This window comes from Salmonella sp. SAL04202 (assembly GCF_046550775.1).
Classification (GTDB): Bacteria; Pseudomonadota; Gammaproteobacteria; order Enterobacterales; family Enterobacteriaceae; genus Salmonella; species Salmonella enterica.
In genome coordinates this window covers 1,005,188-1,024,820 of record NZ_JBGDXK010000001.1, presented here as the reverse complement: position 1 = coordinate 1,024,820, position 19,633 = coordinate 1,005,188, and the positions used below count along the sequence as shown (strand labels likewise).

Annotated in this window: 17 protein-coding genes; 6 read left to right on the top strand and 11 right to left on the bottom strand. The window is 54.1% G+C overall.

Annotated elements, in window-relative coordinates; all coding sequences use genetic code 11:
- Positions 1–126 precede the first annotated feature (126 nt).
- The 5 genes from astE to ACLJQJ_RS05120 are packed head-to-tail and all read right to left on the bottom strand — an operon-like array spanning position 127 to position 6,154.
- Positions 127–1,095, bottom strand: a complete 969-nt coding sequence (astE, locus tag ACLJQJ_RS05140) for a succinylglutamate desuccinylase (protein WP_063809671.1) — start codon at positions 1,093–1,095, stop codon at positions 127–129.
- Complete coding sequence (gene astB / locus ACLJQJ_RS05135; RefSeq protein WP_000123947.1) at positions 1,088–2,431, bottom strand: N-succinylarginine dihydrolase; 1,344 nt, start codon at positions 2,429–2,431, stop codon at positions 1,088–1,090. The genes astE and astB overlap by 8 nt, the downstream gene beginning before the upstream one ends.
- Positions 2,428–3,906, bottom strand: a complete 1,479-nt coding sequence (gene astD / locus ACLJQJ_RS05130; protein WP_063809670.1) for a succinylglutamate-semialdehyde dehydrogenase — start codon at positions 3,904–3,906, stop codon at positions 2,428–2,430. Before astD ends, astB begins: the two co-directional genes overlap by 4 nt.
- On the bottom strand, positions 3,903–4,937 hold the full coding sequence (astA, locus tag ACLJQJ_RS05125) for an arginine N-succinyltransferase (RefSeq protein ID WP_001263889.1): 1,035 nt from the start codon (positions 4,935–4,937) through the stop codon (positions 3,903–3,905). Before astA ends, astD begins: the two co-directional genes overlap by 4 nt.
- The gene (locus ACLJQJ_RS05120; RefSeq protein ID WP_063809669.1) at positions 4,928–6,154 is read right to left on the bottom strand and encodes an aspartate aminotransferase family protein; all 1,227 of its coding nucleotides are present in this window, start codon (positions 6,152–6,154) and stop codon (positions 4,928–4,930) included. Before ACLJQJ_RS05120 ends, astA begins: the two co-directional genes overlap by 10 nt.
- 445 nt (positions 6,155–6,599) lie before the next feature.
- Here ACLJQJ_RS05120 and xthA point away from each other — a divergent pair, with 445 nt between their 5' ends.
- Together xthA and ACLJQJ_RS05110 are read left to right on the top strand one after the other, a co-directional pair.
- Positions 6,600–7,406 (top strand): exodeoxyribonuclease III, encoded by an 807-nt coding sequence (gene xthA / locus ACLJQJ_RS05115; protein ID WP_000673951.1) that lies wholly within the window; start codon positions 6,600–6,602, stop codon positions 7,404–7,406.
- Positions 7,407–7,478: 72 nt separating this feature from the next.
- A complete protein-coding gene (locus tag ACLJQJ_RS05110; RefSeq protein WP_000592136.1) occupies positions 7,479–7,895 on the top strand; it encodes a pyrimidine (deoxy)nucleoside triphosphate diphosphatase in 417 nt (138 codons plus the stop codon).
- Here the strand turns inward: ACLJQJ_RS05110 and ACLJQJ_RS05105 are convergent.
- Complete coding sequence (locus ACLJQJ_RS05105; RefSeq protein ID WP_001254682.1) at positions 7,855–8,130, bottom strand: YnjH family protein; 276 nt, start codon at positions 8,128–8,130, stop codon at positions 7,855–7,857. The genes ACLJQJ_RS05110 and ACLJQJ_RS05105 overlap by 41 nt on opposite strands.
- 238 nt (positions 8,131–8,368) lie before the next feature.
- Between ACLJQJ_RS05105 and gdhA the strand changes: the two genes are divergently transcribed.
- Positions 8,369–9,712, top strand: a complete 1,344-nt coding sequence (gdhA, locus tag ACLJQJ_RS05100) for an NADP-specific glutamate dehydrogenase (RefSeq protein ID WP_000372865.1) — start codon at positions 8,369–8,371, stop codon at positions 9,710–9,712.
- A 29-nt stretch (positions 9,713–9,741) separates the two neighbouring features.
- Here the strand turns inward: gdhA and topB are convergent, their stop codons facing one another.
- The 3 genes from topB to ACLJQJ_RS05085 form a co-directional block, all read right to left on the bottom strand.
- Positions 9,742–11,691 (bottom strand): DNA topoisomerase III, encoded by a 1,950-nt coding sequence (gene topB, locus ACLJQJ_RS05095; RefSeq protein WP_001235866.1) that lies wholly within the window; start codon positions 11,689–11,691, stop codon positions 9,742–9,744.
- A 4-nt stretch (positions 11,692–11,695) separates the two neighbouring features.
- Positions 11,696–12,739: a selenide, water dikinase SelD gene (selD, locus tag ACLJQJ_RS05090; RefSeq protein WP_063809668.1), complete on the bottom strand. Its 1,044-nt coding sequence runs from the start codon at positions 12,737–12,739 to the stop codon at positions 11,696–11,698.
- Positions 12,740–12,856: 117 nt separating this feature from the next.
- The gene (locus ACLJQJ_RS05085) at positions 12,857–13,408 is read right to left on the bottom strand and encodes an NAD(P)H nitroreductase (RefSeq protein WP_000339313.1); all 552 of its coding nucleotides are present in this window, start codon (positions 13,406–13,408) and stop codon (positions 12,857–12,859) included.
- A gap of 173 nt (positions 13,409–13,581) precedes the next feature.
- Here ACLJQJ_RS05085 and sppA point away from each other — a divergent pair, with 173 nt between their 5' ends.
- The 3 genes from sppA (at position 13,582) to pncA (ending at position 17,233) form a co-directional block, all read left to right on the top strand.
- The gene (sppA, locus tag ACLJQJ_RS05080) at positions 13,582–15,438 is read left to right on the top strand and encodes a signal peptide peptidase SppA (protein ID WP_063809667.1); all 1,857 of its coding nucleotides are present in this window, start codon (positions 13,582–13,584) and stop codon (positions 15,436–15,438) included.
- A gap of 95 nt (positions 15,439–15,533) precedes the next feature.
- Positions 15,534–16,550, top strand: a complete 1,017-nt coding sequence (gene ansA, locus ACLJQJ_RS05075) for an asparaginase (RefSeq protein WP_001170138.1) — start codon at positions 15,534–15,536, stop codon at positions 16,548–16,550.
- 26 nt (positions 16,551–16,576) lie between these two features.
- Positions 16,577–17,233 carry a bifunctional nicotinamidase/pyrazinamidase gene (pncA, locus tag ACLJQJ_RS05070; RefSeq protein ID WP_063809666.1) on the top strand — a complete coding sequence of 219 codons (657 nt, stop codon included), beginning with the start codon at positions 16,577–16,579 and terminating at the stop codon, positions 17,231–17,233.
- A gap of 102 nt (positions 17,234–17,335) precedes the next feature.
- On the opposite strand, the gene ACLJQJ_RS05065 is transcribed toward pncA, so the two are convergent.
- Together ACLJQJ_RS05065 and ACLJQJ_RS05060 are read right to left on the bottom strand one after the other, a co-directional pair.
- Positions 17,336–18,694 carry an MFS transporter gene (locus tag ACLJQJ_RS05065; protein ID WP_057935504.1) on the bottom strand — a complete coding sequence of 453 codons (1,359 nt, stop codon included), beginning with the start codon at positions 18,692–18,694 and terminating at the stop codon, positions 17,336–17,338.
- 135 nt (positions 18,695–18,829) lie between these two features.
- Positions 18,830–19,588 (bottom strand): DeoR/GlpR family DNA-binding transcription regulator, encoded by a 759-nt coding sequence (locus tag ACLJQJ_RS05060; protein ID WP_000719104.1) that lies wholly within the window; start codon positions 19,586–19,588, stop codon positions 18,830–18,832.
- Positions 19,589–19,633 lie beyond the last annotated feature (45 nt).

Genomic DNA, 19,633 nt, shown 5'->3' with positions numbered 1-19,633 from the left:
ATTATGCAGAACTATAACTCAGCAACGCTTATTAATAAAGCAATTCTCCAGGAATAATCCGTAATAGCATGAAACTGTATCCCAAATCATCCCTGTAATCCTAACGTGAGCTTACAGGGACGTTTATCAGGGCAGTCTTTCCAGCATTAATCCAGCCCGCAATCCGCAGGCGACAGAGGGATTAGGAAAGAGAACATATTCAACGTCATGCGTCACCGTTACGCGCTTATCCCCCTCCTCGGCCAGCAACGTTCCCTTCGCAAAGGCAGTAAAATTCAGCGTTTGCGCATCCATATAAAGCGCGAACTTATCGCTGTGACGCGTGATTTGCGACACCACCCGATAGCGTAGCGGCGGCGAAAACGAGGTTGACGTTTCGACACCGCTCAGCAACGCCGACAACGCCTGCGAGGTTACGCTGAACTGCGTCAGATCGTTTTGCCCAAACGGCAACGCCTTTCCCAACTCCAGCGTACAGGAAAGCGCGCCGAAATGTTCAGAGCTAAAGTGCGTAAACGTACCGCCTGGCGCCTGATGAAATACCAACGCCTCCAGTCCTGCCGCGCCCAGCCACGCCAGAAAATCCGCCTCCCACGGGCGGTCGCGCTGCGGCAATACGCCAAAACGCAAATGATGCGAGCCACGAATGGCGGTATGCAGATCCAGATGCCAGCGTACCTGCGCCTGACCAGAGGAAAAGAAGGTCTCCAGACTTAGCTCCAGCTCACGCGCCCGCCGCGTTTCATCGCTTTCGGCAAAGGACTGCCAACGCCCGCCAAACATACGGTTCATATCGCTGTGACAGTAGCGTATTCCCGCCGCCAGCGCCTGCGGATTGCCGAGTACCACCAGCACTCGCCACGTTAACGTCAAGCTGCCTGAATACAGCGCCGACAGCAGCTTATCCAGCATCTCTACCGGCGCGGTTTCATTGCCGTGTATCCCCGCAGAAAGAATTAACGCGCGGTCGACCGGCGCATCGGGCGTGAGTTCAAGCAGACCATGGCCTAACCAGCGCCAGCGAAAACCCGCGCCCTTCCCCTGCGTCACCCGTGGTGTCGTGCCGCTTAGCGTCAACGCCAGAAAGTTATCCATCAGCCGCCCCCGTTTGCTGGAAAGGATAAACCGACCCCAAATCCAGCAGACGCGTTAACACATCCAGCGCCTCCCGGCCTTCTCGCAATAATAACGGATCGGCCAGATCGGCAGCGGTCAGGCGATCGCGATAATAACGATCCGCCCACGCGTTAAGGGCCGTAAACAGAGCGTCATTCATCATTACCGCTGGATTCACCGCCCGTCGTTCTTCTTCTGTTAACACCACGCGTAATCGCAGACAGGCCGGGCCGCCGCCGTTGGCCATACTTTCTCGCAAATCAAACACCTGCATCGCGCTGATGGGGTTATCCTCCGCCACCAGCTTATTCAGATAGCGCCAGACGCCGGCATGGTCCTGACATTCCCGCGGCAACACTAACAGCATTGAGCCGTCGTCACGGCTTAACAACTGACTATTAAACAGGTAGGTCGCCACAGCATCTGATACAGAAACCTCTCCGGCGGGCACCTCTATCGCCATAAAACCGTCAACGCGCGTACGCAACTGATTAATGAGCACTTTCTGCCGGGCAAACGCCGCTTCGTGACAAAACAATACCTGTCGATTCGAAACGGCGATGACATCATTATGGAATACGCCTTGATCGATGACCTCCGGGTTCTGCTGAGCGAAGATAACCTGTTGCGGATTCACCTGATTAAGACGCGCCACGGCCTCGCTGGCTTCGCGGCTCTGGCGCGCCGGATAACGAGCGGGTCGTATTTCATTCTCCTCTTCGCGCCCATAGACAAAAAGCTGCACGCCTGCCGAACCATACTCGCCGCCAAGACGGTTATGATTCGCCGCGCCTTCATCTCCCAATAATGCGACCTGCGGTAACGCGCTATGCACTGAAAACTGACTTTCATCGCGAAATATGGCGCGTAGCAGCGCTTCGGTAACAGGCGCCTCAAGAGCGCGATGAAATTTATTGTTTAAATTCGCCACCGTCAGGTGAACTTTCCCGTCCAGCGCATCTGCCGATGGGCAAACCGTCGCCGCATTCGCAACCCACATTGGCGACGCGGAACTCACGCTAGAAAGCCAGCGTGGCGCCTGACGCGCAACCTTATCCAGAATCTGCTCATCGCTACCCGTGAAGCCGAGCTGACGCAACGCCGGAATAAAAGGCCGCTCATGCGGCGGGATCACCGCCTGGGGAAAGCCGGCATCCGCCAAAGCCTTCATCTTTAGCAGCCCCTGCTTTACTGCCAGACGAGGATTCGACACCTGAAAACGGTGGCGGGTCGATGCCTCATTGCCGAAGGATAGCCCGGCATAATGGTGCGTAAGCCCCACCAGCCCGTCAAAATTAACTTCATGCGCCGTCATACCGCCTCCCTGCGAGAAAAGTCGAGGCCAGGGCTTAATGTCGCAGGCAACGTCAGTTCGGGAGATTCCAGACTGGCCATCGGCCAGGCGCAATAATCGGCGGCATACCAGGCGCTGGGCCGATGGTTGCCAGACGCGCCGACACCACCAAACGGCGCAGTACTCGCTGCCCCGGTGAGCGGTTTATTCCAGTTAACGATCCCTGCCCGCGCCTCCAGCAAGAGCTGTTCGAACTGCGCGCGATCCGTCGACACCAGCCCACACGACAGACCAAAACGGGTATTATTCGCCAGACGAATCGCCTCATCGAAATGCGCATAACGCCAGACGTTCAGCAGCGGACCAAACACCTCTTCATCCGGCACATCCGCGACGCCGGTCAGCTCAATGATGCCAGGCGTCAGCAGAGAGGTTCCCTCTTTGACCTTCCGCGGCGCCAGTAGCGTGCGACCGCCTAATGCCTCTCGTTGACGCCAGGCCTCCATCACATGCTGTGCCGCCTGCGCTGAAATCAGTCCGCCGATAAACGGCTGCGGATCGTCGTCCCATCTGCCGGGCTGCAGACGTCCGGCGACGTCAACCAGCCGCGCCAGAAATGCATCTCCCTGCGCACCCTGTTTTACCAGAAGGCGTCGCGCGCAGGTACAGCGCTGTCCGGCGGTAATAAACGCCGATTGCAGCGTCAGATGTACCGCCGCATCTATATTTGCCGCATCCTCAATAATGAGCGGATTGTTTCCGCCCATTTCAAGGGCCAGGATTTTTTCCGGCTGGCCGGATAGCTGGCGATGAAGCTGATATCCGGTACTGGCGCTGCCGGTAAACAGCAGTCCGTCGAGATCGTCGAGCGAACTTAGCGCTTGTCCGGTCTCCCGGCCGCCCTGCACCAGATTAAGAACGCCTGCCGGTAGCCCTGCCCGTTCCCAGAGTTTTATTACCGTTTCCCCGGTCCATGGCGTTAGCTCGCTAGGTTTGAAGATCAGCGTATTGCCTGCCAGCAACGCGGGCACAATATGACCATTCGGTAAATGGCCGGGAAAGTTATAAGGGCCGAATACCGCCAGCACACCGTGAGGACGATGGCGCAACGTCGCGGCGCCATCGACAAGTTCGCTTTTTTGTTCGCCTGTTCTGGCGTGGTAAGCCTTAATCGAGATGGCAATCTTATTGATCATCGCCGTCACTTCCGTTGCCGCCTCCCAGCGCGGTTTACCGGTTTCACGCGCGATGACTTCCGTGAGCTCGGCTTTATGCGCCTCCAGCAGGGCGGCAAATTTCTCTACGATAGCCTGTCGTGCCGCAAAAGGCTGTCTGGCCCAACGAGGAAACGCCGCGCGCGCCGCCTGACAGGCCTCGGCGACCTGTGCCGCATTAGCGTCATTCCCCTGCCAAATTATCTCCGCGCTCACCGGGTTCGTTTTGCGGCGGCGTTCGCCCTGACCGGTTATCCAGTCGCCGTTTATCCATAGCGTCATACGGTTTTCTCCTCTGCACAAAGGCGTACCAGCCGAACGTGGTCGCCCGCGCGACATTTCAGCGCATCCAACTGCGCTGCGGTAAGTACAAGTCGTGAAGTCTGCGGATCGGCACGCACCAGCGCGGCCCGAAAGTGGTGATAGTTTTCATTGGCGACCAGACATGCCGGATAGTCGCCAGGCGCGGGTTGCCCTTCCGCGACTTCCACCAGTCGGCTTTTACGAATAGCCCGCACGCGGTCAATATCACACTCCAGCGTCGGCCCACCGTCGAAGATGTCGATATAGTGGCGATAGCGAAAGCCTTCCTTTTCCAGCACCGCGCGGGCTGGCGCCGTTTGCGGGTGGACTTCGCCAATCACGGCCTGTGCCTCTTCAGATAAGAAGTGGGTATAAATAGGATGTTTGGGCATCAGCTCGGCGATAAACGCTTTTTGCCCGGTACCGCATAAAAAATCCGCCCGGCTGAAATCCATAGAAAAAAAGCGTTTGCCGAGACTTTGCCAGAAGGGAGAATAACCGTGCTCGTCAATGACGCCGCGCATTTCCGCCACCACTTTCTCATTGAATTTATCGCGAAACGCGGCCATAAACATAAAGCGCGATTTTGACAACAAGTAGCCGTTACCCTCTTTACGCCATTCGGGATCGAGAAACAGCGTGCAAAGCTCACTGCTGCCAGTGTGATCATTACTCAGGAATAATGTTGGCAACGCGTTATATACATTCAGCTCTTTGGAGGCATGAACCAGCGTACCGACACGATAGTTATACCAGGGGTCGTTAAGGCCGACCGCGACCTCAATGGCGCAGATCCCGCCGACCTCACCCGTTTCACTATCCTCGAGAACGAATACATATCCTTGTTCGCCTTTTGGCAGCTCGCCGGACCAGGTTTTTAGCGCGCGTTCAATGCGGGCCGCCAGCGTCGCTTCATTTGCCGGTAGCGAGGTTAAGCCGCCGCCCGTTTTGCCTGCAAGCTGCATCAGCGCGGCGATATCCGCATGTTCGACAGGACGAATCACCCGCATGGTGCGCCTCCCGTCTGAAGGCGTTCGCACGCCAGGGCAAAACGATCAAGCCCGGTGGCTATCTCCTCGTCGCTCACATTTAACGCTGGCGCAAAACGCACCACGTCGCCACCGGCAATGAGCACCATCACGCCTGCTTTTGCCGCTTCCTGAGCGATGAGTTTGGCTTTTCCGGCAAACTCCGTCTGTAGCACACAGCCAAGCAGTAGCCCCAGCCCGCGAATTTCACTGAACATGCCAAAACGTACATTAATGGTATTTAGACGTTCAATAAACGCATCGTGGCGCTGTCTGACGCCGTTTTGCATCTCCGGCGTATTGATGGTATCCAGTACTTTTCCGGCAACTGCCGTTGCCAGCGGATTACCGCCGTAGGTGGTGCCATGCGTGCCTGGCGTCATGACGCTGGCATAGTCTTGCGTGGTCAGCATCGCGCCGATCGGGAAGCCGCCGCCCAACGCTTTAGCGGTCGTCAGGATATCGGGCGTAACGCCATAATGCATATATGCATACAGTTCGCCGGTACGTCCGACGCCCGTCTGCACCTCATCAAAAATCAGTAACGCCTGATGCCGGTCGCACAATTCACGCAGCCCCTGCAAAAAAGCTTTCGTGGCGGGGATCACGCCGCCCTCGCCCTGCACAGGTTCTACGATCACGGCGCAGGTATTGTCATCAATTAGCGCGCTGGCGGAGTTCAGATCGTTATAGGCTGCATGACGAATATCCGGCGGCAGCGGCGCAAAGTCCTGTGAATAGGTGGGTTGACCGCCAGCGCTGACGGTAAAGAGCGTGCGGCCATGGAACGCGTTTTTAAAGGCCACAATGCCGCTTTTATGATTGCCGACACGATCGTGGGCATATTTGCGCGCCAGTTTTAATGCTGCTTCATTTGCTTCAGCGCCTGAATTACAAAAGAAAACGCGTTCGGCGAAGGTCGCGTCGATCAGTTTTTTCGCCAGTCGCAGCGCCGGCTCATTGGTGTAACCGTTCCCGGTATGCCAGAAGCGATTCGCCTGTTCATTTAACGCCTCGCGCAGCGCCGGATGCGCATGTCCCAAGGCGTTGACCGCGATCCCGCCAGCAAAATCAATGTACTCCTTCCCCTGCTGATCCCACAAGCGTGAGCCTTCTCCGCGTACAGGAATAAAAGGCGCGGGAACATACACCGGCACCATCCATTCATCAAAGTTTTCGCGCGTAACTGACAGAGACATAGCGACCTCTTTTGGTAAAAATAAAGTTATTTATATGTTAATTAATATGAGTGTTTGCGCTGTAAATGTAGATTGCAGCATTCGTGCCAGCCAGCGTTAACATTGCATAAACAGAGGTGATAAACGGTAAATCAATGAGTTACAGCGTAGCGATATTCACTTTTACTGCATGAAAAGTGAATATTTCCGCATAATCGGTGGCTAAAAAGAGGAAAAAGCGAAATATTATTCAGTTGCCAAATATAATTCTGGAATTGTGATCTTATACGAAATTTACTGGAAATTACCGCCCCGTTCTGGCGCATCTGCACGCAAACTGTGCCATTTTCGCGCTATAGAAAACACCATACGCTTCCATTGGCCGAATCTGACGATGAGTGGCAGTCACCCGGTAAAATTTCTGCTACCATCCCAACACGATTCACCTTGCAAAGTGGCAGTGACTATGAAATTTGTCTCTTTTAATATCAACGGCCTGCGCGCCCGTCCCCATCAGCTTGAAGCGATTGTCGAAAAACACCAGCCCGATGTGATCGGTCTACAGGAGACAAAAGTCCACGACGAAATGTTCCCGCTCGAAGAGGTCGCGAAGCTGGGCTATAACGTTTTCTATCATGGACAAAAGGGCCATTACGGCGTCGCGCTGCTAACAAAAGCCACGCCCATTTCCGTCAGACGCGGTTTCCCGGATGATGGCGAAGAGGCGCAACGCCGCATTATCATGGCGGAAATCCCCTCACCGCTGGGTAATATCACCGTCATTAACGGCTATTTCCCGCAGGGGGAAAGCCGGGATCATCCGTTGAAGTTCCCCGCGAAAGCGCAGTTTTACCAGAACTTGCAAAACTATCTTGAAACGGAACTCAAGTGTGATAATCCGGTATTAATTATGGGCGACATGAATATCAGCCCGACCGATCTGGATATTGGCATCGGCGAAGAGAACCGCAAACGCTGGCTGCGTACCGGTAAATGCTCCTTCCTGCCGGAGGAGCGTGAATGGATGTCACGGTTACTGAAGTGGGGATTAGTGGACACGTTCCGTGAGGCGAATCCGCAAACGATGGATAAATTTTCGTGGTTTGATTACCGCTCAAAAGGTTTCGTGGATAATCGCGGACTGCGCATCGATCTCTTGCTGGCAAGCGCTCCGCTGGCGGAACGTTGCGCAGAAACCGGTATAGACTACGACATTCGCAGTATGGAAAAACCCTCCGACCATGCGCCGGTCTGGGCGACGTTTCGTGTTTGATTCCGCTTTCTGATTAACCGTAAGGCCGGGATAGCGCGACGCTTCCCGGCAGGAATAACGACCTTAACGACAATGATAAAAAAACTCGATGTTGTTGCCGCCATCATTGAACGCGACGGCAAAATTCTGCTGGCCCAGCGCCCAGCTCATGCGGATCAAGCCGGTTTATGGGAGTTTGCCGGCGGTAAAGTCGAACCCGGCGAAACCCAGCCGCAGGCGCTTATCCGCGAGCTACGCGAAGAGTTAGGGATTGACGCCACGCCCGGCGTCTATATCGCCAGCCATCAACGCGACGTGTCTGGCCGACGAATTCATTTGCACGCCTGGCATGTGCCTGCGTTTAACGGTCTGATACGTGCGCTGGAACATCAGGCATTAGCCTGGTGTACGCCGGAAGAGGCGCTGGAGTACCCCCTCGCCCCGGCGGATATTCCGCTATTGCAGGCGTTTATGGCTTTACGCGACGCCAGACTAACGGATTCGTGCTGATGGTTTTTTCGTCACGCTGGCACTGGAGCAAGACGCCTTCCACTTTTATTACCGCGCCTTCGGAGTAATTCTGATCCTGGTAAACGCAGCACTGAATGCAGGGCTGGGACGACTGACCGCGCGTGCTGAAAACTTCCGGCGGGACATTCACCTGAATATCAGGACGACTGTTCTGGTTTGCCAGCCCGACCATTGGCATTATCGCCATCACGGCGACCACGAGGCTTCGGCGCATAGGATTTCCTTATTTTTCTAAGTATATTCTCAGTATAACGGTAAGCCGCCGTGAAAACTTTAATCCTCTTTTGTCATCGCTTTTAGTTATGACCCTCGCCCCGTTATGAATTTACTTAGCAGCGTCATTTTTTTCTTGCTTACCGTCACATTGCTGATGGTATAGTCGAAAACTGCAAATACATATTCTGATAAAACGCAAATACAACCACATTAATATATAAGAGGTTTTTATATCTATGGATCAGACATGTTCTCTGGAATCGTTCCTCAACCATGTACAAAAGCGCGACCCGCATCAAACCGAGTTCGCGCAAGCCGTCCGTGAAGTCATGACCACCCTGTGGCCGTTTCTTGAACAAAACCCCCGTTACCGCCACATGTCTTTACTGGAACGTTTGGTTGAACCAGAGCGCGTAATTCAGTTTCGCGTAGTGTGGCTGGACGACAAAAACCAGGTGCAGGTAAATCGCGCCTGGCGCGTGCAGTTCAACTCTGCTATCGGCCCCTATAAAGGCGGTATGCGCTTCCATCCTTCGGTAAACCTTTCCATCCTTAAGTTCCTCGGCTTTGAGCAAACCTTTAAAAATGCCCTCACCACGTTGCCGATGGGCGGCGGTAAAGGCGGCAGCGATTTCGATCCGAAAGGGAAAAGCGAAGGCGAAGTGATGCGTTTCTGCCAGGCGCTGATGACTGAACTGTATCGCCATTTAGGGCCGGATACCGACGTGCCTGCCGGGGATATCGGCGTGGGCGGGCGCGAAGTGGGCTTTATGGCGGGAATGATGCGCAAGCTTTCCAATAACAGCGCCTGCGTCTTCACCGGCAAAGGGCTTTCCTTCGGCGGCAGCCTGATTCGCCCGGAGGCGACGGGCTATGGCCTGGTCTACTTCACCGAAGCAATGCTTAAACGTCATGGTCTCGGTTTCGAAGGGATGCGCGTCGCCGTGTCCGGCTCCGGCAACGTAGCGCAATACGCCATTGAGAAAGCGATGGCCTTTGGCGCGCGCGTGGTTACCGCGTCGGATTCGAGCGGGACGGTGGTCGATGAAAGTGGCTTCACGCCAGAGAAGCTGGCGCGTCTGTGTGAAATTAAAGCCAGCCGTGACGGTCGCGTCGCTGACTACGCCCGTGAGTTTGGCTTAACCTATCTGGAAGGCCAGCAGCCCTGGAGCGTACCGGTGGATATCGCCCTGCCATGCGCGACGCAGAACGAACTGGACGTTGACGCCGCGCGCGTACTGATTGCCAATGGCGTAAAAGCCGTGGCGGAAGGGGCAAATATGCCAACCACGATTGAAGCGACCGATCTCTTCCTTGAGGCGGGCGTACTGTTTGCGCCGGGTAAAGCCGCCAACGCGGGCGGCGTGGCGACATCAGGGCTGGAAATGGCGCAGAACGCCGCGCGGTTGAGCTGGAAAGCCGAGAAAGTGGACGCCCGTCTGCATCACATTATGCTGGATATCCACCACGCCTGTGTCGAGTACGGCGGCGATAATAAGCATACCAACTACGTTCAGGGCGCCAACATCGCCGGTTTCGTGAAAGTCGCCGACGCCATGCTGGCGCAGGGCGTCATTTAATCCCGTCGTCAGGCCAGATAGCTTTACGCTTATTCGGTCTGACGGCCTGTCTCCTCAGCAGGCGGGCTTTTTTTGCCCGCTCGCTTACGCGGCGCGCTCTTTTTCTTGTCTCCACCGCCTGGCGCGACTATCCCTCTGAAGCGCTTCACCGGCGTGCGCTTAGCCTGCTCGATCAGCTGATATAACGTGCCGACCAGCGGTTGCATAAAATCCTGGTAACGGCACTGCTTTTCGCTGATTTGCGTCAAAACAGATTCCCAGTGCGCGGTCATATCTGGACGGGCCGCCATTTCCGGCAGCGAATGTATTAACGCTTTGCCAGCATCGGTAGAATGAATATAGCGCCCTTTTTTGGTCAGAAAGCTACGTTTGAACAGCAGTTCGATAATCCCGGCGCGCGTGGCTTCCGTCCCCAGCCCATCGGTCGCGCGCAGGATCTTTTTCAGATCTTTATCCTGCACGAAGCGGGCAATTCCGGTCATCGCGGAAAGCAATGTCGCATCGGTGAAATGACGCGGCGGCTGGGTTTGGCGCTCGACCACTTCCCCCTTTTCACACAGCAACTCATCACCTTTGGCGACAACCGGCAGCGGCGTACCGTCGTTTTCCTCGTCGCGCTCTTTACTGCCCAGTAACGTCCGCCAACCGGCCTCCGCCAGAAAACGCGCTTTGGCGACAAATTTTCCTTTGGCGATTTCCAGTTCAATAACGCATTTACGAAACACCGCGTCCGGGCAGAACTGCATCAGATACTGACGCGCAATCAGGGTGTACACTTTCGCTTCGTTTTCCGTCAGATGGACAGAAGAACTGCGCGCCGTCGGGATAATCGCGTGGTGCGCATCCACTTTTTTGTCATCCCAGCAGCGATTGCGCGTATCAGGGTTAACCACAGGCTGCGGCAGTAAATCCGGGGCGTGGACGCTAATCGCATTCATGACCGCCTGCCGTCCGGCAAAGTGTTCTTCCGGCAGATAACGGCAGTCGGAACGCGGATAGGTAATCAGTTTGTGGGTTTCATAGAGCTTCTGACAAATATCAAGCACGTTTTGCGCGCTCAGGCCAAAGCGTTTAGCGGCTTCAATCTGTAGCGTCGAGAGCGAAAACGGCAGCGGCGCGGATTCTGATTCCCGTTTATCATTATAACTGGTTACCAGCGCGGGCTGACCGTTGATTCGGTTCACTACATGCTCCGCCAGCGGACGATGCAGCAAGCGCCCCTCTTCATCCTGATAAGGTTCGCACGCCTCGCTCGGCTGCCAGATAGCGGTAAAACGCTCGTCGGCAGGCGTAACGATGTGCGCCTTCACTTCAAAGAAGTCTTTGGCGACGAAGTTCTCAATCTCTTCGTCTCGCCGCACCACCAGCCCCAGTACCGGCGTCTGCACGCGTCCCACGGATAACACGCCCTGATAGCCGGCATTACGGCCCAGGATCGTGTAAGCGCGGGTCATATTAATGCCATACAGCCAGTCCGCTCGCGCTCGCGCCAGCGCGGAGACGCACAGCGGCACGAAGTCGCTGTTCGCCCGCAGCCTGTCGATAGCACGCTCGACCGCCTGCGGGTTAAGGTCGTTTATCAGACAACGCCGCACCTGCTGGCGCTTTTCGGCAGGAAGCTGGAGATAATCCAGCACTTCATCAACCAGAAGCTGCCCTTCGCGATCCGGGTCGCCGGCGTGAATAATTTCACCGGCTTGATGCAAAAAGCGCTTAATCACATTGAGCTGTTTGGTGACGGAAGGACGAGGCTGAAGCTGCCATTTTTCCGGCACGATAGGCAGGTCAGCCAGATTCCAGCGCGCATAACGGCTGTCATACGCATCCGGCTGCGCCTGTTCCAGCAAATGACCAATACACCAGGTGACGACCTGCCCGTTTCCGCACTCAATAAAACCATCGCCTTTACGGTGCGGTTTTGGCAGCACATCCGCAATGGCGCGCCCCAGACTCGGTTTTTCGGCAATAAACAACCGCATCAGGTTAACGAATCTCAACCATAGCGCGACCGCCGCGGGCCTCGACCAGTTCGCCAATCGCGGTCAGATCGATACCAAATTCCGCCGCGGTGGCTTTAACATCGTCTTCGGCGTCCGGCGTTACCGCCAACAACAGACCGCCTGACGTTTGCGGATCGCACAGCAGGCTACGAACTTCACGCGACATGTCGCCCATCAAATGACCATAGCTGGCGAAGTTGCGCTCTGTGCCGCCCGGTACGGCGCCCAGAGCAATATACTCTTCCACGCCCGGCAGTTTAGGGATGTCCTGATAGCAAAGCAGCGCCTGCACGCCTGCGCCCTGGCACATCTCGCTCAGGTGCCCCAGCAGGCCAAAACCGGTAACGTCAGTCATAGCTTTTACGCCGTCGATATTGGCAAACGCCGCGCCAGCAATGTTCATCCGACACATGACTTCCGTCGCCAGCCCCTGATGTTCAGGCTTAAGCAGCGATTTTTTCTCGGCGGTGGTCAACACGCCAATCCCCAACGGTTTGGTCAGAAAGAGTTTGCATCCCGCCTGCGCGGTACTGTTTTTCTTCACCCGTTCGGTCGGCACTATGCCTGTGACCGCGAGACCAAAGATCGGCTCCGGGGCGTCAATAGAGTGTCCGCCCGCCAGCGCGATACCGGCCTGACGGCAGGCAAAACGCCCCCCCTCGGTCACTTCACGCGCAATATCGGGCGACAGGGTATTAATCGGCCAGCCAAGGATCGCGATCGCCATAATCGGTTTGCCGCCCATCGCAAAAATATCGCTGATGGCGTTTGTTGCCGCAATGCGGCCAAAATCAAACGGGTTGTCGACTATCGGCATAAAGAAGTCGGTGGTGCTGATAATACTGGTGCCATTACCCAGATCGTAAACCGCCGCATCATCGCGGGTTTCATTACCCACCAGCAGGTTCGGGTCGACGAACTTCGCCTGCTCGCTATGCAGGATAGTCTCCAGCACTTTAGGGGAAATTTTACAACCGCAACCAGCGCCGTGGCTGTATTGCGTTAAACGAATGGCTTGCTCGCTCATGGACATCTCCTGTCATTGCATTCGCGCTATGGTAGCGCTCATTCCCTGATGTGGTAAGTATCACTGTCTGAATTACCGCGCCTTTGCTCAGAATCCAGACAGTTTTATCCCTCAGCGTCAGAAATAACGCACAAACGGCGTGGGGTCGGGGGTACTGATCGTCGTTGACGCTTTGAGCTGCGGCGTGCCGAGATAGAGAAAACCAACAATTTTATCCTGCGGGCGGCACTCAAAGGCTTCCCGCACGATAGCGCTCTCCGTTAATGCGCCGCTACGCCAGATACCATTAAACCCTTGCGCAATCGCCGCCATTTGCATCGCCATCACCGCGCATCCGGCAGACATCTCCTGCTCCCACACTGGAACCTTATGGTTTTCTTCGCATTTCGCCACCACGGTAATGATCAGCGGTGCGCGAAACGGCGCATTACGCGCTTTTTCGATCGCTTTCTCATCGCCCCCGGCAGCGACAGCGCCTTGTTCAAGCACGGCGCTGAAGCGGTCGCGCCCCTCTCCTTCAATCACAAAAAAACGCCACGGCTGTAGAGATTTATGATCGGGAACACGCATTCCCGCCCGCAGAATGTTCTGTAATTGCTCTCCGACAGGCGCCGGTTCTGCGAGACGAGAGGCGCTACGACGGTTGACCAGCAGTTCTAGTGCATCCATTTGATTAACTCCAGCAATGATATTTATTCACAAAATTAACACGGGAGCGGATTTTGTTACAGCGCAGGCAGTGATTCCTGCTGACAACTGCCTGATGGGTCATTACGATAGCCACATCTTAATGCTTTATCCTCACCAAGGTATAAGCGTTGTTACTCAGATAGGGAGAATACATGCGAACCCTGTGGCGATTTATTGCCGGATTTTTTAAATGGACGTGGCGAGTGTTGAACTTCGTCCGTGAAATGGTACTCAACCTGTTCTTTATTTTTCTGGTTCTGGTGGGCGTTGGGATCTGGATGCAGATCGGTAACGGCAGCAACAGTGAGCAAACGGCGCGCGGCGCTCTGCTGCTGGATATTTCCGGCGTCATTGTGGATAAACCCTCCACCAATCACCGTCTGGGCGCGCTGGGACGCCAGTTATTTGGCGCCAGCTCCGACCGTCTGCAGGAAAACTCCCTGTTTGACATCGTCAACGCTATTCGTCAGGCGAAAGATGACCGTAACATCACGGGTATCGTTCTGGATCTGAAAAACTTCACCGGCGCCGATCAGCCGTCAATGCGCTATATCGGTAAAGCGCTGCGCGAATTCCGCGACAGCGGCAAACCGGTTTTTGCCGTGGGTGAAAACTACAGCCAGGGTCAGTATTACCTCGCCAGTTTCGCCAATAAAATTTGGCTTTCCCCACAGGGTCAGGTAGATCTTCACGGCTTCGCTACGAATGGCCTGTACTACAAAACGCTGCTGGATAAACTGAAAGTCTCTACCCACGTTTTCCGGGTCGGCACCTATAAATCCGCCGTCGAGCCGTTTATCCGCGACGATATGTCGCCCGCCGCCCGCGAGGCCGACAGCCGCTGGATAGGCGAACTGTGGCAGAACTACCTGCATACCGTTTCTGCCAATCGCCAGATTTCGCCGCAACAACTCTTCCCCGGCGCGCAGGCTATTATCGACGGGTTAACCAGCGTGGGCGGCGACACCGCCAAATATGCGCTCGACCATAAACTGGTGGACGCCCTCGCCTCCAGCGCAGATGTTGAAAAAGCGCTGACGAAGCAGTTTGGCTGGAGTAAAACCGAAAATAACTATCGCGCGATCAGCTATTACGATTATTCGCTGAAAACGCCTGCGGATACCGGCGGTACTATTGCGGTTATTTTCGCCAATGGCACGATTATGGATGGCGAAGAAACGCCAGGGAATGTCGGCGGCGACACTACGGCATCGCAGATCCGCGACGCACGCCTTGATCCTAAAGTGAAAGCGATTGTGCTGCGCGTCAATAGCCCAGGCGGTAGCGTCAACGCCTCCGAAGTTATCCGCGCCGAACTGGCGGCAGCAAGAGCGGCTGGCAAACCGGTGGTGGTCTCAATGGGCGGCATGGCGGCCTCCGGCGGTTACTGGATCTCTACGCCGGCAAACTATATCGTGGCCAGCCCCAGCACGCTGACGGGTTCAATTGGCATCTTCGGCGTCATCAATACGGTGGAAAACAGCCTGTCGTCGATTGGCGTACACAGCGACGGCGTTTCCACCTCGCCGCTGGCGGATATTTCGATGACCAAAGCGCTGTCACCGGAAGTGCAGCAGATGATGCAACTCAGTATTGAGTACGGCTACAAACGCTTTATCACGCTGGTGGCAGACGCGCGTAAGCGTACGCCGGAGCAGATTGATAAAATCGCACAAGGCCATGTCTGGACCGGAGAAGACGCGAAAGCCAATGGTCTGGTGGACAGTCTCGGCGACTTTGACGACGCCGTCGCCAAAGCGGCGGAGCTGGCGAAACTGAAACAGTGGCATCTTGATTACTATCAGGACGAACCGACGGTCCTTGATATGGTCATGGACAGTATGACCGGATCAGTACGCGCCATGCTGCCGGAGGCCATTCAGGCGATGCTCCCGGCGCCGCTCGTTTCCGCCGCCAACACGGTGAAGGCCGAGGGGGATAAACTGGCGGCATTTAACGATCCGCAAAACCGTTATGCGTTCTGTTTGACTTGCGCGAACGTTCGCTAATGCTTCATCAATAGCCATACCGGATGGCGGCGTCTGCTCATAGCCGCCATCCGATAATCATTAATACGTCCTTCGCGACACGACTGAACATTATCATGCAAAAGAAATCAATTTACGTTGCCTATACCGGCGGTACTATCGGTATGCAGCGCTCAGATAAAGGGTATATCCCGGTGTCCGGGCACCTTCAGCGGCAGCTGGCGCTGATGCCGGAATTCCACCGCCCGGAGATGCCGGATTTTACCATCCATGAATATGCCCCGCTGATGGATTCATCAGATATGACGCCGGAAGACTGGCAGCATATCGCTGCAGATATCAAAGCGCACTACGATGAGTATGACGGTTTTGTTATTCTGCACGGCACCGACACGATGGCGTATACCGCATCGGCGCTCTCTTTCATGCTGGAAAATCTGGGTAAACCAGTTATTGTGACAGGGTCACAAATTCCGCTGGCTGAGCTGCGCTCCGACGGGCAAATTAATTTGCTGAATGCGCTTTATGTCGCCGCCAACTACCCTGTTAATGAAGTAACGCTGTTTTTTAATAATCGTCTGTTCCGCGGTAATCGCACGACCAAAGCCCATGCGGATGGGTTTGACGCTTTTGCCTCTCCCAATCTGCCGCCCTTGCTGGAAGCAGGAATTCACATTCGCCGTTTAAATACGCCTCCCGCGCCCTACGGTTCTGGTGAATTAATCGTTCACCCTATTACGCCGCAGCCGATAGGCGTAGTAACGATTTATCCGGGGATTTCCGCCGAGGTAGTACGTAACTTTCTGCGTCAGCCGGTAAAAGCGCTGATTCTGCGCTCTTATGGCGTAGGCAACGCGCCGCAAAATAAAGCGTTTTTACAGGAGCTGAAAGAGGCCAGTTCGCGCGGCATCGTGGTGGTTAACCTGACGCAATGCATGTCAGGGCGAGTCAATATGGGCGGGTACGCTACCGGTAATGCGCTGGCGCACGCTGGCGTGATTGGCGGTGCCGATATGACCGTCGAAGCTACCTTAACCAAACTGCATTATTTGTTAAGCCAGGGTCTGGACACTCAGGCGATTCGTAGCGCGATGGCGCAAAACTTGCGTGGTGAATTGACGCCGGATGATTAAAAAATCCCGACGACAAGGAGAAGATAATGACAAACCGGGCCTTATTACTGGTCGACTTGCAAAATGACTTTTGCGCCGGCGGCGCGCTGGCTGTAGCGGAAGGCGACAGCACCATCGACATCGCCAACGCTCTTATTGACTGGTGCCAGCCCCGGCAGATTCCGGTGCTGGCCAGCCAGGACTGGCATCCCGCGCAGCATGGCAGCTTCGCCAGCCAGCATCAGGCGGAACCCTATAGTCAGGGAGAGCTGGACGGGCTGCCGCAAACGCTCTGGCCGGATCACTGCGTTCAACATACCGACGGCGCGGTGTTACATCCCCTGCTTAACCAACATGCGATTGACGCCTGCATCTATAAGGGTGAAAACCCGCTGATTGATAGCTACAGCGCGTTTTTTGACAACGAACATCGGCAGAAAACTACCCTTGATACCTGGCTTCGCGAACATGACGTTACCGAGCTTATCGTGATGGGGTTGGCGACCGATTACTGCGTAAAATTTACGGTGCTGGATGCGCTAGAGTTGGGCTATGCCGTTAACGTTATCACCGATGGCTGTCGCGGCGTGAATATTCACCCGCAGGATAGCGCACACGCGTTTATGGAGATGGCGGCGGCAGGCGCGACGCTGTATACGCTGGCAGACTGGGAAGAGACGCAGGGCCAGGCTGTCGCCAGGTAGCGGAGCAGGTATCGTATCCGGTCAATACATCACGCAACGGTGAGACCATTGCATAGATCTTTGGGCCGGATACGTCACGTCAGCGCCGCTACCAGGCAAAGCTCAACGCAGGCTGGAGAGCGCTTCTAACGAAACTCTTCTCGTTTCAATGCCAAAACAAAATAATATCAGCGCGCACGCCGCCAGCAGCATACCCAGCACAACAAAAACGGTGACAGATCCATAGCGGGTCAATAAAACCGCCACGCCGTAGGGGGTAAAGACAGCGACGATCCGCCCTACCGCATTCACAAAACCCGATCCACGTAGTCTAAGGTGCGTAGGCCATAATTCGGGAACGTAAACCGCCGAGGCGAAGCAGACGTACATATACAGAAAGGAAATCATGACTAGTCCATAAACCAGAATGGCCCATTCCTCAGTCTGTATTGAGTAAAAATATCCTACTACCGCAATAACGATAAGCAACAGCGAACCAAATAACCGTCTGGGGAAATGATCAATAATGAGCGCGGCGATAAATATGCCCACCGGCGCGCCAATCATAATGATGGCGGTCATGAAAATGGATTTTGTAACATCAATTCCTGAATTAACAAAAATTGTCGGGATCCATACCGTAATGGTATAAAGCGAAATGTTCATCGCAATCAATACAGTGATCGCCACTAACGTGCGCCGCAGCATTTGTCCTTTGAATAAGAGCCAGAATGTACCGTTTTCAAAGCGCGATTCCGTGGATTTATTGCTTTCCTGATGCGGCGGCAAAACAATACTTTTTTCTTTTTCTATTTGCGATTCAATCATGAGAAGCTGCTGTTCAGCCTCGCGTTGCCGCCCTTTACCTGCTAACCACCTGGGCGATTCGATAAAGTACTTCCCCGAAAGAGACCACGCCAGCAGCATCCCTATCCCGCCAAGAAGAAACATCATCCGCCAGCTTAAAAACGCAATGACCACTACGCCAATCCCCGCAGACAGCATCGGTGACCAGTTCCCTACAAAAGAGAGACGCGCGGACCATTTTCCTCGTACAACGGGAGGGATAAACTCGGTAAAAGAAGCATACCCAACCATAATCAATGCTCCCATGCCTGTCCCCATCAGACAACGAAAGAAAATCAGCCAGTACATATTGGGAACAAATGCGGCAGCCGTTGCGGAGATGCCCACAAGCAACAAATTAATGCGAAACGCTTTTCGACGCCCCAAGTAATCCCCAATAAAACCGCCGGTAAGCGAACCAATAAAATAGCCAAGCATCAGTGCCGATGTGAACGCGGCATTAAGATAATTATTCGACCAACCATTGTTTATCAATTTGGCCAGAACCACATTTCCTGAGTAACTCAAAAACCCCGTTAATAGCAGGCCAAAACTAATTATTCCAAAAATACGAAAATGAAACCGGGATAAAGGTAAGCGGTCTAGTCTGGCGCCGATATGATCATTGTCTTCCATCTGGATGGCCTCTAACGCAGCAAAATAATAAATTATTGTCTCGCGGCAAAGGGGTATTTGCCGCACTTGCTATCATCTGCCGTTTTTTTTGGCATAGTCCAGGCGAAAACAATCCAGGCAAGGATAATCTATCGATTAATAGACAAGCTGGATATTATTTTTATCGCAAAATGCGATCCATTCATCACCTGGCGTTTTATTCGTTATCAGGTAATGGATATGACTAAAATCGACCAACCGCACGAACGCTTTACGATCAAATTTTGAGTGGTCCACCAATAACGCCACCTCTGTGGCCTGGCGAATCATCGTTTTTTTGATTTCAGCTTCCGCCTCGTTAGAATCAAGCGCCCCGCTCGCCATATCCAGCCCTTTACAACTCATTACCATAATATCAACATGATAACGGCTGATTATTTCTTTAGTGATACGCCCCTGCAGCGACAGCGTATTTTTATTTAACTCACCGCCCGTAGAAACAAGATTAATGTCCGATTGCGCCAGTTCATGGAAAGCTTCCGCTGAGTTAGTTAACAAAGTAAGATCGTTTCGGTCTTTCAGGAGTTTTAGCAATTCCATTACCGTACTGCTGGAGTCGGCGGCCATCGTTGTTTTGTTTTTAATAAACGGAAGCGTATTACGGGCTATAATTTGCTTCTCTTCATAGAACGATTTTGCACGCTTATAAAAATGGATATTGTCAGCCAGCACCGCCGAATTTAATACCGCACCGCCATAAGTTCGAGTCAAAAAGCCTTCATCTTCGAGTTTTTCCAGATCGCGTCGAATTGTCTCTTCGGTTACCTGAAAAATTGAACTCAAGTTAGAGACTGTTACTTTTTTATCATTAGCGACCATTTGTTTGATCGCCTGAATCCTGTCTTTCGCCGCCACGATTACACCTCTGTTTTCGACGTCATGATAAACGTTGAGTATCTC